The organism is Psychrobacter aquimaris, from assembly GCF_016107525.1.
GTDB classification, from domain to species: Bacteria; Pseudomonadota; Gammaproteobacteria; order Pseudomonadales; family Moraxellaceae; genus Psychrobacter; species Psychrobacter aquimaris.
On record NZ_JABASR010000010.1, the window covers coordinates 141,277 to 157,419 of the forward strand.

At 36.8% G+C, this 16,143-nt stretch carries 15 protein-coding genes and 1 pseudogene; 13 read left to right on the forward strand and 3 right to left on the reverse strand.

The annotated features are described in order from the left end of the window. Positions 1-61: 61 nt before the first annotated feature. From sucC to JFC10_RS10510, 13 genes and pseudogenes are all read left to right on the forward strand, one after another. On the forward strand, positions 62-1,228 hold the full coding sequence (gene sucC / locus JFC10_RS10450; protein WP_055123662.1) for an ADP-forming succinate--CoA ligase subunit beta: 1,167 nt from the start codon (positions 62-64) through the stop codon (positions 1,226-1,228). 152 nt (positions 1,229-1,380) lie between these two features. Beyond that, positions 1,381-2,256, forward strand: a complete 876-nt coding sequence (gene sucD / locus JFC10_RS10455; protein ID WP_045455414.1) for a succinate--CoA ligase subunit alpha — start codon at positions 1,381-1,383, stop codon at positions 2,254-2,256. A gap of 98 nt (positions 2,257-2,354) precedes the next feature. Next, positions 2,355-3,407 carry a UDP-glucose 4-epimerase GalE gene (gene galE, locus JFC10_RS10460; RefSeq protein WP_198332762.1) on the forward strand — a complete coding sequence of 351 codons (1,053 nt, stop codon included), beginning with the start codon at positions 2,355-2,357 and terminating at the stop codon, positions 3,405-3,407. A 48-nt stretch (positions 3,408-3,455) separates the two neighbouring features. Beyond that, entirely contained in the window at positions 3,456-5,009 is a 1,554-nt protein-coding gene (locus tag JFC10_RS10465; RefSeq protein ID WP_198332763.1) for a hypothetical protein, read from the forward strand. A gap of 40 nt (positions 5,010-5,049) precedes the next feature. Then, a complete protein-coding gene (locus JFC10_RS10470) occupies positions 5,050-5,748 on the forward strand; it encodes a 6-hydroxymethylpterin diphosphokinase MptE-like protein (RefSeq protein WP_198332764.1) in 699 nt (232 codons plus the stop codon). Further along, positions 5,717-6,658, forward strand: a complete 942-nt coding sequence (locus JFC10_RS10475; protein WP_198332765.1) for an SMP-30/gluconolactonase/LRE family protein — start codon at positions 5,717-5,719, stop codon at positions 6,656-6,658. The genes JFC10_RS10470 and JFC10_RS10475 overlap by 32 nt, the downstream gene beginning before the upstream one ends. Beyond that, entirely contained in the window at positions 6,652-7,593 is a 942-nt protein-coding gene (locus JFC10_RS10480; protein WP_198332766.1) for a glycosyltransferase, read from the forward strand. Before JFC10_RS10475 ends, JFC10_RS10480 begins: the two co-directional genes overlap by 7 nt. Further along, on the forward strand, positions 7,550-8,251 hold the full coding sequence (locus tag JFC10_RS10485) for an acylneuraminate cytidylyltransferase family protein (RefSeq protein WP_198332767.1): 702 nt from the start codon (positions 7,550-7,552) through the stop codon (positions 8,249-8,251). Before JFC10_RS10480 ends, JFC10_RS10485 begins: the two co-directional genes overlap by 44 nt. 9 nt (positions 8,252-8,260) lie before the next feature. Beyond that, positions 8,261-9,211 (forward strand): phosphoglycerate dehydrogenase, encoded by a 951-nt coding sequence (locus JFC10_RS10490; protein ID WP_198332768.1) that lies wholly within the window; start codon positions 8,261-8,263, stop codon positions 9,209-9,211. Beyond that, positions 9,204-9,956: an SDR family NAD(P)-dependent oxidoreductase gene (locus tag JFC10_RS10495; protein ID WP_198332769.1), complete on the forward strand. Its 753-nt coding sequence runs from the start codon at positions 9,204-9,206 to the stop codon at positions 9,954-9,956. Before JFC10_RS10490 ends, JFC10_RS10495 begins: the two co-directional genes overlap by 8 nt. A 10-nt stretch (positions 9,957-9,966) precedes the next feature. Continuing rightward, on the forward strand, positions 9,967-12,252 hold the full coding sequence (locus tag JFC10_RS10500; protein ID WP_198332770.1) for a glycosyltransferase: 2,286 nt from the start codon (positions 9,967-9,969) through the stop codon (positions 12,250-12,252). After that, complete coding sequence (locus JFC10_RS10505; RefSeq protein ID WP_198332771.1) at positions 12,252-13,484, forward strand: polysaccharide pyruvyl transferase family protein; 1,233 nt, start codon at positions 12,252-12,254, stop codon at positions 13,482-13,484. The genes JFC10_RS10500 and JFC10_RS10505 overlap by 1 nt, the downstream gene beginning before the upstream one ends. 51 nt (positions 13,485-13,535) lie before the next feature. Next, positions 13,536-13,730, forward strand: a pseudogene (locus tag JFC10_RS10510) (IS1595 family transposase); the annotation flags it as partial. 3 nt (positions 13,731-13,733) lie between these two features. Here the strand turns inward: JFC10_RS10510 and JFC10_RS10515 are convergent. From JFC10_RS10515 to JFC10_RS10525, 3 genes are all read right to left on the reverse strand, one after another. Continuing rightward, positions 13,734-14,252: an IS630 family transposase gene (locus tag JFC10_RS10515; RefSeq protein ID WP_198332779.1), complete on the reverse strand. Its 519-nt coding sequence runs from the start codon at positions 14,250-14,252 to the stop codon at positions 13,734-13,736. Then, positions 14,227-14,595: an IS630 transposase-related protein gene (locus JFC10_RS10520; protein WP_320157968.1), complete on the reverse strand. Its 369-nt coding sequence runs from the start codon at positions 14,593-14,595 to the stop codon at positions 14,227-14,229. Before JFC10_RS10520 ends, JFC10_RS10515 begins: the two co-directional genes overlap by 26 nt. 199 nt (positions 14,596-14,794) lie before the next feature. Continuing rightward, the gene (locus JFC10_RS10525) at positions 14,795-15,973 is read right to left on the reverse strand and encodes a hypothetical protein (protein WP_198332772.1); all 1,179 of its coding nucleotides are present in this window, start codon (positions 15,971-15,973) and stop codon (positions 14,795-14,797) included. Between the last annotated feature and the right edge of the window lie 170 nt (positions 15,974-16,143).

Below are 16,143 nucleotides of genomic sequence, written 5' to 3' on the forward strand. Positions count from 1 at the left end.
ATGTATATACGCGCACTTGTTTTCACTTTTTATTAATTGTAAAAAATAAAGGATACAATCAATGAATTTACATGAGTATCAAGCAAAAGAGCTATTAAAAAGCTATGGTTTGCCGATTCAAGAAGGCATTATTGCCTATAACGGCGACGAAGCTGCTGCTGCTTTTGATAAAACGCCAACAGACATTGCGGTTATTAAAGCGCAAGTACATGCTGGTGGTCGCGGTAAAGCGGGTGGCGTAAAGCTGGTTAAAACTCGTGAAGAAGCCAAGCAAGTTGCTGAAGAGCTAATCGGTACCAATTTGGTTACTTTCCAAACTGACGCTGATGGCCAACCAGTTAACTTCGTATTGGTTGCAGAAGATATGTATCCAGTACAAACTGAGCTATATCTTGGTGCAGTCGTTGATCGTTCTACGCGTCGCGTAACGTTCATGGCATCAACCGAAGGCGGCGTTGATATCGAAGAAGTGGCAAATGAGACACCAGAAAAAATCTTTAAAGTAAACGTTGATCCTTTAGTTGGTTTGATGCCTTTCCAAGCACGTGATGTGGCATTCAAACTAGGTTTAGAAGGCAAGCAAATCAATCAATTCGTTAAATTAATGACGGGCGCTTATCAAGCATTCATCGATAACGATTTTGCCTTGTTAGAAATCAACCCATTAGCCGTTCGTGAAAATGGCGAAATCGTTTGTGTTGATGGCAAAATTGGTATCGATTCAAACGCATTGTATCGTCTGCCTAAAATTGCAGCACTACAAGACAAGTCACAAGAAAATGAGCGTGAGCTTAAAGCGGCTGAGTTTGACCTAAACTATGTTGCTCTAGAAGGCAATATCGGTTGTATGGTTAACGGTGCTGGTCTTGCTATGGCGACCATGGATATCATCAAATTGTACGGCGGCAAGCCTGCTAACTTCTTGGACGTTGGCGGCGGCGCAACTAAAGATCGCGTTGTTGAAGCATTCAAGATCATTCTTGAAGACAGCAGCGTTGAAGGTGTTCTAATCAACATCTTCGGTGGTATCGTACGTTGTGACATGATTGCAGAAGCGATTATCGCTGCTATCAAAGAAGTTGACGTAAAAGTACCTGTTGTTGTCCGTCTAGAGGGTAACAACGCTGAAAAAGGCGCGCAAATCTTAGAAGAGTCTGGTCTGAAATTGATTTCTGCCCAAGGCTTATCAGATGCGGCACAAAAAATTGTCGATGCTGTTAAAGCTTAATATATTTGAGGCATAGTCCTCTAAATATATGTGCTTAAGCATAGTAGTCAACGCGTAATAGCAGCTTGTTGGTATAAATTTATCATTAACATTTAATGGGTAACACATCATCAAGTGGCTATTGCAAGACCACCGAATACAAGGAATAAATAATGAGTGTATTAATCGATAAAGATACCAAAGTATTGGTACAAGGTTTTACTGGTAAAAATGGTACGTTTCACTCTGAACAAGCCATCGAATACGGTACTAAAGTCGTCGGCGGCGTAACCCCAGGTAAAGGCGGTCAAACGCATTTAGGCCTACCAGTATTCAACACGATGGCAGAAGCTATGGAAGCGACCCAAGCTGATGCTTCTGTTATCTATGTACCAGCACCATTCGTACTAGATTCTATCGTTGAAGCGGTAGATGCTGGTGTTAAATTGATTATCGTTATTACTGAAGGCGTGCCTACTTTAGACATGCTGAAAGCAAAACGTTATATCGAAGAAGCTGAAGGCGTACGCATGGTTGGTCCTAACTGCCCAGGTGTTATCACGCCAGGTCAGTGCAAAATTGGTATCATGCCAGGTCATATCCATTTGCCAGGTAAAGTGGGTATCATCTCACGCTCTGGTACATTGACTTATGAAGCCGTTGCTCAGACCACTAAGCTTGGTTTTGGTCAATCAACTTGTATCGGTATCGGTGGTGACCCTATCCCTGGTATGAACCAAATTGACGCATTGAAACTGTTCCAAGAAGATCCACAAACTGAAGCGATCATCTTAATCGGTGAGATTGGTGGTACTGCTGAAGAAGAAGCTGCTGCTTATATCAAAGACCATGTGACTAAGCCAGTTGTTGGTTATATCGCTGGTGTTACCGCTCCAGAAGGCAAGCGTATGGGTCATGCTGGCGCTATTATCTCTGGTGGTCAAGGTACTGCTGAAGAGAAATTCAAAGCGTTTGAAGATGCTGGTATCGCGTATACACGTGACCCATCTAAGCTTGGCGAAAAGCTAAAAGAAGTTACTGGTTGGTAAGATAGGCATAAGTCTACAGTTTAACTACCAAAATTGCATTGCAAAGAAACAAAGACACCCCTACAATGGGGTGTCTTTTTTGTCTCGAAAATAAATTTATGAAAAACAAGATACTAGTTACGGGTGGTGCGGGCTATATTGGTACACACACCTGTATCGCACTGCATGAAGCTGGCTACGACATGGTCGTATACGATAACTTATCTAATAGTAGCCGTGAAGCAATCAATCGTGTCTCTACTCTCATTGGTCAGCCTATTGAGTTTATCGAAGGCGATATTCGCGATGCTGAGTCACTTAGACAAGTATTTTCATCTCATCATTTCTTCGGCGTCATTCACTTCGCTGGACTAAAAGCCGTTGGTGAATCCGTCGCCAAGCCCTTGTTATATTATAATAATAACGTCAGTGGCAGCATTACTTTACTGGAAGTCATGGCAGAATATGACGTCAAAAATCTGGTCTTTTCTTCGTCTGCCACGGTTTACGGCGATCCTGAAACCCTGCCTATCGATGAAACATCAAAGCGCTCTTGTACCAATCCTTATGGACAAAGCAAACTGACCGTCGAGCATATCTTAGAAGACTTAGCGGTATCAGATGCTAGCTGGAATCTAATCCCTCTTAGATATTTCAATCCAGTAGGGGCGCATCCATCAGGGCAGATCGGTGAAGACCCGAATGACATTCCAAATAATCTCATGCCTTATATCTCGCAAGTGGCAGTCGGTAAGCTTGAAAAGCTCAGCATCTTTGGTAATGACTATCCTACCGTCGATGGTACGGGTGTCCGTGACTTTATCCATGTCACTGATCTGGCGCAAGGTCATGTGGCCGCGCTAAATTATTTACAGCAACAAGCTGGCTCGAAAATCACTTCAGATCAAAAAAGCTCCGTAGGCTTTCTACCTATTAATCTAGGAACGGGTAAAGGCACCTCGGTCTTAGATCTGGTGGCAGCGTTTACCAAAGTTTCTAAACAGCCTATTCCTTATCAATTCGCTGCCCGCCGTGCAGGGGATATTGCCAGTTGCTATGCCAGTGCGGACAAAGCCAAAGATTTATTAGGCTGGGAAGCCAAGCTGTCTATCACTGAGATGTGTCAAGATACCTGGCGTTGGCAGAGCATGAATCCGAATGGTTATGAATAAATAAACTTATTACCTCTATCAATTTCGTTACTTATAAAGGAAAACTACATGAGTATTATCGTTCAAGCTGGGCATAAAACTTCTAAATCCAAGCAGTTGATGGAAAAACTATATGAGAGAGGCTTGAGTAGACCTAACGATAGCTACACTCATAAAATGACGCCTGAGCAAGTTTCAGAGAATCTTTATAAGGTGCTTGTACGAGAAGATATGTCATCTGCCAATGAAAAGATGGCTGATAATGTCATGATTGATTTTCTTTTGGCTAATTTGGACTCTGAAAACTGGGGCTGGGAGTCTGATAAGAATTTAGCTAGTTTAGAATATTGGGGGCAGATTGAGCCTGATGTTAGATTTATTCTTGTATTTGACCATCCTAAGAGGTTGTTTGATAATATTGAAACTGAAAAGCTAACTACTGAAAGTATCAATAAAATAGTTGACGAGTGGGTATCTTATCACCAAGGTGTATTAGAAATATTAGAAGCAGACAATAGTAGATCTATTTTAGTTGAGGGTCAGAGTGCCTTACAGGGTATACCTAACGTAAATACTCAGTTAGTAAGAATTGGTAGTAATATCAAATTAAAGAGTGGTTGGCAAACTGTTAACACTCAACCGATAGACTTAGATATTAAAAAAGCACAAGACTCAAATTTTGTGTCAGAACTGATTATAGACGAAATACTAAAAAACTATCCAGAAGCAATTAATATTTTCAATAACTTATTAAGTAAAGCAGACTTAAAGAGTAGTAGCCCTATTTATAAAACACAACGCCCAAAGCTTGTGGATTTAGTCGAGTCGTTAGGCTGTTTACAGTCAGATACTCAATCTATTTTAGATCAGTATGAGTTGAAACTAAACGTACTAGAACAAGAAAAATCTGATTTAGTTTTATTATCTGATAACCTCAAAGTGGTTTCTGATGAAAAAATTAAAGACCTAAAAATGAAAGTAGCTTCTACAGAAGATAGTTTAAAAGAATCGCAAGATAAAGTAGTCTCGATAGAGAGTCGCTTACAAACTGCAAAAAATAATATTCAGTCTTTGGAAGCTGAACTAAAGAAAAAGACATCAATAAATAGTCAAGTCAACTCTTCAGCTAATATTGCTGATATCGAAAAAGAAAATGAACTCCTTATTGTTCAGATACATCAGCTCCAAGAAGAGTTAGAAAGATATTATATTGAAAATAAAAAGTTGAAAAGTAGTGAAGTTAGCAAAAGTGAGCAAACGATAACAGATTTAGAGCAACAGCCAACTCACTATGGAGCAGCAGAAAGAATCAAGCAAGACTTACCTTACAGATTAGGTGAAAAAATTTTAAAGGCAAAACAGCCAAAACACATAGTTAGTTTGCCTTTTGTTTTAGCCAAAGAGTATAGTGATTTTCAAAAAAATGAATTAAGTGTTGAAAAGCTACCACCTATTGAGCTATACAAAGATGCGTATGAAGCAGATAAGGTGAAGGAACACTTATCTTACAAAGTAGGTAAAGTTTTGGTGGATAGTACGAAATCACCTAAAAAGATGGTAACTCTGCCAAAAAACCTTAGTAAGGAAGTAGTTGGGTTTTATAAGAATAAGAAAAAGACTTAACAGTCGTCACTTTTAGAGCCTTTCCTAAAAACTGAGTACTATGTTAAATAATCGCTTTGCAAGTTTTCATAATTACCATAGGAATCAAGCCGCTATCATAGTGGCTAATGGTCCTTCTTTGAATAAAACAGATTTAAATCTTATTCGAAGCTATCCAATCATTGGTTTGAATAAGATTTTCTTAGGGTTCAATGATCTTGGGTTTTATCCTCGTTACTATGCTGCAGTGAATGATCTTGTGATAGAGCAGTCTGAAGCTGAAATAAAGCGATTGAATTGTGTTAAGTTTATTAGTAAACGTAATTCAAAAGTTATACCTGAAGATGCTCTTACATACCATATTAACACTTGCTTTCCTCCAGCAAAGTTCTGTAAAGATATTCAAGATGGAGTCAATGAAGGCGGTACAGTTACCTACGTTGCTCTACAAATTGCTTATTATCTAGGCTTTAAGACCGTAATTATCGTCGGAATGGATCATAACTTCGCTTTTACTGGTAATCCTAATGAAACTCATACGATAAAAGAGGCAGATCCAAATCACTTTAGCAGTGCTTATTTTGGCTATGGACAAAAATGGGATAATCCTGATTTAGAGAAGTCTGAAAAATCATATGCTCTGGCACGAAGGGTTTATGAGGCAGATGGGCGTAGTATATTAGACGCCACTATCGGAGGTAAATGTACCATTTTTGAAAAGGTGGATTATGATGAATATTTCAAAAAGAACTTTAGTTAGAGAGATACAAGTAACTTCCATACTGCAACCATCGTCTGATAGGTTGCAAGTTTGTTCTAATGAAGTGAGTGAACTAGCAGAAGGGCCATTATGGAAGCATTCAAGCCAGAGCCTTTATTGGTTAGATATAATTAATAAGAAACTATTCGAAAGAAGCTTTGTCACAAATGAAATTAGCTCTTGGGAGTTACCGTATACTACCACCTCCATGGCAAGTGATTCATCCAATCCGAATGTATTATGGCTTATATCAGAGGAAGCTTTGCTTTATTTTGACATTACTTCAGGTGAGTGTCGGGATGTTCTTTCTATAGCATTACCGAAAGGTTATAGAACTAATGATGGTAGTGTAGGACCTGATGGGAAGTACTGGTTTGGTACAATGATGAACCAACCACAGCCTAATAAGGGAAATATCTTTAGTATTGATAAGGATAGAGTTATAAAGCTAGAGCTTGAGGGTATAGCCATTCCCAATACTTTTAACTGGCTGAATGATGGCCGCTTGCTTTTAAGTGACTCACTCATTCAAAAAAGCTATTTTTACAAGAGTAACTCTAGTTTGGATAGGGGAGATGCTTTCTTGGACTTGTCTGATACCTTAGGAACTCCTGATGGTGGTGCTGTAGATGAAAAAGGGAATATCTGGATTGCCTTATGGGGATTGGGTAAAGTTGTTTGCTACTCACCAGAAGGTAAAGAGATTCAGGAAATAAGTCTACCAGTGCCTCAGCCTTCAAGCTGTTGTTTTGGTGGGATAGAAAACGATATATTATTTATTACCACTGCAAGAGAGGGGCTTACTTCAGCAGAGATACAGAAGTATCCGCATTCTGGTAAAGTTTTCTGTATTAAGCTGTCAGTGAGAGGAGAACCTATGAATGATTTTAGCTTGGAGTTAGTATGTTAGCGAGTATAGTAATTCGTACTTATAATGAAGAAAAATATCTTGATCAATTATTGACATTATTGTTCTCACAAAAATGTGAGCTCGTAGATATGGAAGTGGTTATCGTTGATTCTGGATCTACTGATTCTACTTTAGACATAGCAAACAAATACCCCTGCCGTATTACTCATATCAAAAAATCTGAGTTTACTTTTGGCAAGTCTTTGAATATAGGCTGCGAATTTGCTAAAGGGGACTTTTTAGTGTTTATTAGTGGTCACTGTTTACCGGTTAACAATAGCTGGTTAGATGAGCTTGTAAAACCACTTATCGAGAGTAAAGCAAGCTATAGTTATGGTAGGCAAGAAGGGAGAGATACGACTAAGTTTTCTGAATATCAGCATTTCGAAAAATACTTTCCAACTTACGATAAAATCCCACAGAAAGGCTATTTCTGTAATAATGCTAACTCTGCAATAACCAGAAAAGCTTGGCAGTTATTTAAGTTTGATGAGCAGCTTACTGGGCTTGAAGACATGTACCTAGCAAAACAACTTAAAGAAATAGGCAATGATATTGCTTATGCTTCCCGTGCTTCTGTCTATCATATTCATGATGAGAGTTGGCAACAGGTGCGTACTAGATATGAAAGGGAAGCTTATGCTTTGCATCATATTATGCCTGAAATTCATTTTACTGCTAGTGACTTCTTTCGATTCTTTACATCAAGTGTGTTTTCTGACTCTGCCGTTGCAATTAGAGAAAAAAAGCTTCTAAGAAAGTTTCCTGAGATAGTAATGTTTCGTTTAATGCACTATTGGGGAACCTATAAAGGCAATCATGAAACACGTAAGCTATCAACCGAAATGAAGTATCACTATTTTTATCCTAAAGATATAGAGAGAAAGTTCTATGAGCAAAAAGATAGTTGCCCTACTGCCCATGAAGGCAAATAGTACGAGAGTGAAAGGTAAAAATTTTCGAGACTTTTGTGGTAAGCCTTTATTTCGATGGATATTAGATAGTTTGCTTGCAGTCGACGAAATTGACTTGATCGTTATCAATACTGATGCAAAAGATATTTTGGCGGAAAATGGATTGACAGATACTGACCGTGTCATGATTCGTGAGCGTAAGCCAGAAATATGTGGTGATGATGTATCTATGAATTTAGTGTTAGCTGACGATGTCGCTAATGTTGAAGCGGATATCTATCTTATGACGCACACTACTAATCCTATTTTAAGCTCAGAAACGATAAGAGAAGCAATTGCTAAGTATTCTCAAAGTCAAGATAAAGGTACGGCTGATTCATTGTTTACGGTAAATAAAATTCAAACTCGTTTTTATCGTGAAGACTGCTCTCCTATTAATCATGATCCTGATAATCTTATACCTACTCAGAATCTAGAGCCGTGGTATGAAGAGAACTCTAACTTATATCTATTTGATAAAAAAAGCTTTAGTGAGACACAAGCTAGGATTGGTAAAAAGCCAATGATGATGGTGACACCTGCTATTGAATCCTCTGATATCGATACTCCCGACGACTGGGATAAGGCCGTCATCACAGTACAGTATTTAATCCAACAAGGTCTAATCAAAGCTCAATAGGAAAATCTTATGAAAAAAGTATTAGTCACATGTCCTCCTATGTTAGGTTTGTTTGACGAGTTTGTCGAACCAGCAAAGCAATTAGGGTTGGAATTAGTGGCAGCAAAAACAACACAAGTATTATCAGAAAAAGAATTAATGCAGTCGTTACCAGCTTACGATGGCTGGATTATTGGAGATGACCCAGCAACTTACCAAGTATTCAGTGCGGGTAAAGCTGGCAGGCTGACTGCTGCTGTCAAATGGGGTATAGGGGTGGATAATGTTGACTTTTCTGCTTGTGATATATTAGGTATTCCTATTATCAATACTCCTAATGTATTTGGCGCTGAAGTGGCAGATCTAGCTGTCGGCTTAATGCTAGGTTTGGCACGACATACCTTTTATATAGATCGTGAAATCCGTCAAAACTTTAACTGGCCTAAGCCAGCAGGTATGAGTGTCAGTGGGAAAAAAGTAGGTATTGTTGGCTTTGGTGATATTGGTTATAACACGGCCAAAAGACTTATGGGCTTTGATGTATCTATCACTGCTTATGATCCAGGTATCGAAGGCAACCGCGACCTAAGTTATGTCACACGTAAGCCTTGGCCTGAGGGTTTGGGTGAGTTGGATTTTTTAATCTTTACTTGCGCCTTAAATAAACATAACTACCATATGCTGAATGAAGATACTCTTGCGTTAATGAAGCCTGGTAGTCGAATTGTTAACGTAGCCCGTGGCCCGTTAATTGATGAGTCTGCTTTAGTTGCTGCCTTACAAAGTGGGCATATAGCTGCAGCAGCTCTGGATGTGTTTGAGGTAGAGCCATTACCAGAAACATCGCCATTACGAGCTATGCCACAGTGTATCTTTGGCTCGCATAATGGGTCTAATACGGTAGAAGGTGTCAGAAGAGCCAGTTATAAAGCGCTAGAAGAGCTATCTGGGTTTTTTAAAGAGTTAGATGCAAATGGATAAGCAACGTTACGCTGTTATTACGGGTGCAAATGGTGGAATTGGTCGAGCTTTGTGCTCGGCCTTCAACGATGAGGGATACCAGGTTATCGCTCTTGATAGACAAGAGACACCGCACTCAGACTTAGTTTATAAAAAATATATAGTTCTGAACTTGTTTGATTATATACAGAATGAAAAGTATGCAGCTGATAAGAATCTAGAAATAACAGCAGTGCTATCGCAGAATCAACTGCATTGCTTGGTAAATAATGCGGCTATACAAGTATTAGGTGGTGTAACCTCACTCACTAGAGCTGACTGGAATACAACACTGGCTGTAAACTTGCAAGCTCCGTTCTTTTTAACACAAGCATTATTACCACAATTAGAAAACACTAAAGGCTCGGTAGTTAATATCAGTAGTATCCATGCCAAGCTTAGCAAACCAAATTTCGTTGCTTATGCAACTAGTAAGGCTGCCTTGTCGGGTATGACTAAAGCCATGGCTCTTGATTTAGGCGAACGTGTACGAGTGAATGCTATTGAACCTGCAGCCATTGCGACTGATATGTTAAAAGCAGGGTTTTCAGGTAAGCCTGAACAGTATCAGCAGCTTAAGGATTATCATCCATCCAAAACTATTGGTGAGCCAAACGAAGTTGCACGATTGGCAGTATTTTTAGCTAGTGAGCAGTCACATTTTATTCATGGCAGTTGTATTGATATCAGTGGTGGTATTAGTAGTTGCTTGCATGATCCAGATTGAGAGTTATTCTATGAAATCGCTAAGTGTTAAAACTTTATTGTCCACAGATTATAAGTTAGTAAGATCGTTATTCTCTGACTTCAACTTTAAAGACTCAGATTTTACTAACCTGCACCTTTTTAACTTTTATATTGTAATGAGACGCCATAATGATAATGAATCAATTTCTAAGCTGCTTAAAAATGCAGAGAGGCATTCTACGACAATTCGGTTAGAAAGAAAATTCTCTGACTGGAAGTATTTAGCTTCTTATGGATTTCTTTTCTCAAATAATACAAAAAAATTTATTGAGAAGATAAACTCAGAAGCTATACTGTCCGATGAAGATATAAATGAACTTGAGATTAAATTTCTTAACGAAAACATAGAGCTCTATAAGTTCATAAGTAAGTGTTTAGATTTATACAAAAAAAGATACAATTCAGAATATAAATACATTAATAAAGATCCTATAGATTTTTTTCCTTATAAATACTTGTCTGATTTTTCCAGCAAACCTCCTTCATCTAGCATAAAAAAATGCATTAAGTTATCTTTCGTATACTGTATTAAGAATAGGTCTCGAAGAGCAATGCTATCAATACAATCACTGATTAATTCTTATAATCAGTATTCTAAGGTTAATTTGAATATTGAAATTGAAATTGTTATTGTTGAAGACTTTGGTATTGATTTAATAAATGACTTTAATGTATCTGAGTTTTCGGGTGAAATCTATCATTATGTAATAAATACAGGTCTTAGTTGGACAAGGTCTGGAACATTGAATTATGGCATTAAAAGATCTAGTGGAGATATAGTTGCTTTTTGCGATGTTGATTTTTTATTCCATGACCAATTCTTTTTTGAAGCTGAAGAGTGTATTCTTAACTTTGAATTTGAGAAAAATATACTTGTAGTTAACTGTATTGAATCATCTAATCATTTTAAGGGAGCACAGGTTTATACTAAAGGTAGTCCATATGGATATATGTGGATGGTAGACTCTAAGCTGACAAAGCAAGCAGGAGGATTTTCAGAAGAATATATAGGTCATGGATTTGAGGATCGTGATTTTCAATATAAAATGACTAGTCTTTATGGGTTAAAAATTATTGATTCAATAAGTCAGCGTCCAGGTATGTTTGTTATACATTTCTCACATAATACTAGAACAGGAGATGACAATCGAGATGTAAATAAGAGTTTATTAGAAGATAGGCTTTTAAATTCCAACTTTAAAATACAAAAGAAATGGGGTGAGTTTCCTTTGCTTTACAAAAGCAACTACAATAAAGGCTTAACTATCTCAGATAAAATGGTCACAGACACATATGATGTTGTTTTTCTAGCACATAATTCCTATCATGCTTGGACGTATCAAATATTGTTACCTGAATTAAAAAAGAAAGGACTTAGGACTATATTGTTATCACCATTACCAGATTATCAAGATGAAGGTGTGGAAAAATTCTGCTTAGATAATAGTATTCCTTTTATGAGGGTTGTACAGTTTCTAGAATTGGAAATTAATAGTTTAGCCCTTATAGTATTCAATGATTGGGATTCAAAAGTTTCTAATCCATTAGTAAAAAGATTCAATGCACTAGGTAAGAAAACTATAGGCCTAATAGAAGGTATAAATGACTATAATGATATCGATACGGGTCGTAATCGCTATGCATATCGTACAGTATCTTATGTTTTAATTCCTGGGGATTTTGATAGGCGACATTATTTTTCTGACCTCGAAGATAGGGCGTATGTAGTTGGGATACCTAGGCTAAGTAAAATAATACCAGATAAGATTGGTGTAAAATCAAATTCGAGAGTTCTCATAAATGCTAACTTTACTTATGGTGTCTTAGAGGAGTATAGGTATAGTTGGATAGAAGATTGTGTAAACGCTTGTGTAAACAATGGATTAGATTATATTATCTCGCTGCATAATGCAGATCAAGGAGATTACTCAAAATTTAATGTTTCTGAAAGTTCTTTTTATGATGAACTTAAGCAATCTACCCTATTAATTAGTCGGTTTTCATCATGTATTATTGAGTCGCTTGTAGTTGGTGTACCAGTCATATATTATAATAATGGGTTTGAAAGTGTTTATAAGTTTCAAGAACCCAATGGTGCATACTTCTATGCTAAAAGCTATGATTGTTTGAATAGAGAAGTTAGAAAAATAGCTGAAACAAAGGTAGACTCAAATGCTGTCTCAAATTTTTTAAATGATCATGCACTCTTTGAAGCGGATTCGAGTGGGAAAATCGTTTGTGCATTAATTAATATTCTAAATAAGGAAAGTTTATAGTGAGAATTTTATTTTGGTCATGGCCACGTATTGAAGCACCTAGTATTAACTTTAAAGGTTCTTCTAATGCATTTGGGAATCAGTATTTTTATTTTGAAGATTTTGTTGATAGATTAAAAACTAATAGTGGTAACCTTATACATTGGGATGCCACAAACAAAATATTTGATCACGATGGGGAAACCTCATGCTACTTCCAACCATCTAAAATGAGTAAAGATGATTGGGAAACTTTCATAGAAATTGTAAATAATAATTTTGATGTAGTTCTTATTAGCCAGGCTAACTCGTTACGCCCTGATGCAGATCATGGTGGACTAGCAAACTTTATTGAAAAAGTTGATGTCGATGTTTATTTGTTTGGGTTGGGTCTACAAGAAGATTTTAATGCTAGTTTAGATAGTGTTCTACCAGGAACTAAAAAATTTTTAGAAATAGCTAATACTAAAGCTAAACTGTTCGCCGTAAGAGGACAAAGAACCGCTGATTGGCTAAGTAAGGCAGGCATACATAACTTTCATGTAACTGGATGTCCAAGTATGTATGTTTATCCGCATAAAATTTTGAGTGCTATCCGGTCCTTCCGTGATATTCCAGAAAAGATTTCTAGAAATGCCCCTTTAAAGTTTTTATCTGCAGGGCATTTTGAAAGACCTATATTAGCTAAGCCCGAGCTTAAGTGGAGAGCTGAAGGTTTATGTAATCTGTTTAAAGGCGAAAAAGCAGATTATGTTTTTCAGAGTGAGTTTAGAGGGTATTATCATCTAAAGAATACGGTCATCTACGATCCAGTTAGTAACGAAGTTGATGACATAGCTATTCGTAACTATTTTTTCGATTATTATGGTATTACTGCTAATTTCGATAAATTCCTATTTTTTACAGACGCAAATATGTGGAGATTTGCTGCATCTTCTTATGATGTTTACATTGGTGACAGACTTCATGGTGGCTTAGTTAGCCTACAGGCTGGAGTCCCTTCTGTTCTGTTATATAATGATGTGAGAGTTAAAGAGATAGCCGATTTCTTTATGTTACCCAATTTTGATATGAAAGAAATTGGATCCTACTCTGCTAGAACATTACTTTTAAAATCTTTAGAAAGTTATGATGTAGATCTTGCTGTTTCTAAATACATTAATCTTTATAGGGATTTTAAAAACTTGATTGAATCAAAAGGCCTTGCTTTTCAACCACATTATAAAGATTTTGAAATAAAGGAGTCAGTTTGATACTAAAGTTAGGGGCTATCCTAGATAAGTAAAACTATTTAGGATAGCACTATGAGAAAGAGTAAACTAAGTTGGTATAAACAAAACAGACTAATCGAGTTATTTGTTGCAGATTCTACAGCAAGAATAGCAGCAAGAATAGCCAGTGTTAATAAACCCACAGCCAGTTATTACTTTCATAAGCTACGAATGCTGATTTACGAAAATAGCCAAGACCCTGGTTTATTCGAAGGCGAAATCAAAGTATAGTCAGTTCACTATAAAAGAAATACAGCCCATATCATGAAACAGTTTAGGCAGATTATTCTCCATCCAGCCTTGGCGTAGAAACTTTGCTTGTGCCCACTTCTTTTCAATGGGATTTAGATCAGGGCTGTAGGGTGGCAGCCATAGAATACGATAGCCATTTCTGTTTAGTAGTTTTTGAATGCGTTTATTTTTATGAAAGCGTGCATTATCCATGACAATCATGCATTTAGTCTTGAGACTTGGAATTAGCGTGTATTTGCACCACTCATAGAATATGCTGCTGTTGATATTCTGCTCAAAGTAATCAAGTGCAAACAGCATCTTTTCATACAGAGCACCAATGACATTAGTACGCTTTTTTGCTTGCCAGTTGTAGCTGTCAATACAGGGTTTGCCTATCGGTGCATAGCCATAAGGACGAATGGTTTCAGCCTCGAAACCACTTTCATCCATATACACTATGGGATAACCTTGCTGTGTAAAGCTATCAAGCTTACTCTGATATATCGATCTTTTTATCGGACAGGCTTTTGGATGCTCTAAGGTCTTTTTTTTGGCTAATACCTATACGTTTTAAAGCAGTGTGCATGCCGGTCTTACTACAGTCAAAGCGCCTAGCTCGCTCGTACAGATAGTCGTCTGGATATTGTTCAACGTCTTTTAAGAGTGCTTCATTAGGTATTTTAGTTGATGATTTATCTCGAGTTTGTTTGATACTTGGGTTTTTCAGCCAGCGCTGTAATGCAGTTTTGCTAACATTATAGAAAGTACAAGCCTCACGGATACTCATATCTTTGTTTTTGACACTTTTAATCACTTGTGCTCGAAAATCTGCTGAATAGGTCATGTGTTCTTCTGGCATTTCATCTGTTTTAAAACGATTGTATCTTATTTATAAAGAATTGACTATAGATGAATCATATTAAGTCATTGTGTATTTCATTAATTAAGACTGTTATAAATATTGTATCGGTTTTATTTGGATTAGATTATAGTTATATAGGATAGTCCCTAATATTGACATGAAGAGTCGAACTTCAGGTAAATTAGTTGTCTGGTTATCATCTTAATTTAACAATCCAACCCCAAAAAGGTTGATAGATTTTTCGTGCATATTTATTATCTTCTATTAAGTTGGGTATTGCAGAAAAAGCTAGTGTTTGAGATTCCGTAATAATAAAGTGATCTATATTTAAGGCCAATAACTCACGATGCATCCATGTATTCTCACTTACTATACAAGTAGCGCCTGCTTGTATGGCTAACCACATCACCCCTGATGTTTTGTTCTTATAAGAGGTGCTATCGTAGTTTAATACAACCAAATTGCATTGATCATAAAGTGTAAGCATATCCTCTGTACTTAAAAACTTAGCAATAGTTTTAGTAGTAGGGTTTATTTCATTTATTTCTGAGACAATATCTTTTTGTTTTTTATTGAGGTCTTTTTTACTTAAATGGATAGTTATAATATTATCTTGATACCATTTATTTTTTAATTTTGATAGTATGTCAGGTAATTCATAAAAACCTTTCTCTTTTTTAATCTCTCCAGAGTAAAGTAGTATATTGTTTTTTGAACCATCATTGTCTTGTCTTTGTCTAATTCCGTCAGCCTGCCAATCTCCTAAGAAGAAAGGATGAAGATCTATATGAGTCCTATCTGACATAAGCTCCTGAAATGCTAAAAGATATTCTTGGTTGCTAGTGTATAGCTTTACATTTTCGCAACTCTTTAGTCTTTTCAATGCAACTTTATAATTCAATGCAAGCTTCGGGTTTTCATACTCTAAAGCTTCATTGATACCGCACCAGTACATCAAAAATACATTACATATAAAGCGTTCATTAAGGGAGCCTTTGATAGCTAGCCCCAAAGCCATTAAATGCTCCCAAGACATTGTATGAAAAATTAACTGTACTTTTCCCTCTGGGTAGAGATCCACTAAAGCCTTGAAAGCAAGCTTATATTCTTGAGATAGTTGCAATATATAGTCATTTACTTGAGTAGATGTTGATGAGTCAATACTCAGCCCAAATATATCAGTATCAAAAACTCTTACGAAAGAAATTTTTTTATTGTTAAGCTTGTTTTCCCATTCTTTTGACAGTGCTTGATGAGTTATTATTGTTATATTGGCTTCTTGAGTTTTACTATACTTGCATAATAAGTCTAGAAAACCTGTATTATGAGCGCCTTTAAACCCTGCCCCAATATCTATAAATGCAATTTGTTTCATGATATAACTATCCGTTTTTGATCCATGATTTACTTTTAAAAGCCTATTATAGTACAGGTCATCGGTATACAGAGTGATATTAGATCAAACCCCATATATACTAAATGGAGTATAGTAGACCTCTTGCAAAAGTAGTTTCAAGACTCAAAGACTATAACTGAACCCTAAAT

Coding starts and splice junctions, on each gene's coding strand:
- sucC (WP_055123662.1), top strand. CDS start 62: ATGAATTTACATGAGTATCAAGCAAAAGAGCTATTAAAAAGCTATGGT.
- sucD (WP_045455414.1), top strand. CDS start 1,381: ATGAGTGTATTAATCGATAAAGATACCAAAGTATTGGTACAAGGTTTT.
- galE (WP_198332762.1), top strand. CDS start 2,355: ATGAAAAACAAGATACTAGTTACGGGTGGTGCGGGCTATATTGGTACA.
- JFC10_RS10465 (WP_198332763.1), top strand. CDS start 3,456: ATGAGTATTATCGTTCAAGCTGGGCATAAAACTTCTAAATCCAAGCAG.
- JFC10_RS10470 (WP_198332764.1), top strand. CDS start 5,050: ATGTTAAATAATCGCTTTGCAAGTTTTCATAATTACCATAGGAATCAA.
- JFC10_RS10475 (WP_198332765.1), top strand. CDS start 5,717: ATGATGAATATTTCAAAAAGAACTTTAGTTAGAGAGATACAAGTAACT.
- JFC10_RS10480 (WP_198332766.1), top strand. CDS start 6,652: ATGTTAGCGAGTATAGTAATTCGTACTTATAATGAAGAAAAATATCTT.
- JFC10_RS10485 (WP_198332767.1), top strand. CDS start 7,550: ATGAGCAAAAAGATAGTTGCCCTACTGCCCATGAAGGCAAATAGTACG.
- JFC10_RS10490 (WP_198332768.1), top strand. CDS start 8,261: ATGAAAAAAGTATTAGTCACATGTCCTCCTATGTTAGGTTTGTTTGAC.
- JFC10_RS10495 (WP_198332769.1), top strand. CDS start 9,204: ATGGATAAGCAACGTTACGCTGTTATTACGGGTGCAAATGGTGGAATT.
- JFC10_RS10500 (WP_198332770.1), top strand. CDS start 9,967: ATGAAATCGCTAAGTGTTAAAACTTTATTGTCCACAGATTATAAGTTA.
- JFC10_RS10520 (WP_320157968.1), bottom strand. CDS start 14,595: ATGCCAGAAGAACACATGACCTATTCAGCAGATTTTCGAGCACAAGTG.
- JFC10_RS10525 (WP_198332772.1), bottom strand. CDS start 15,973: ATGAAACAAATTGCATTTATAGATATTGGGGCAGGGTTTAAAGGCGCT.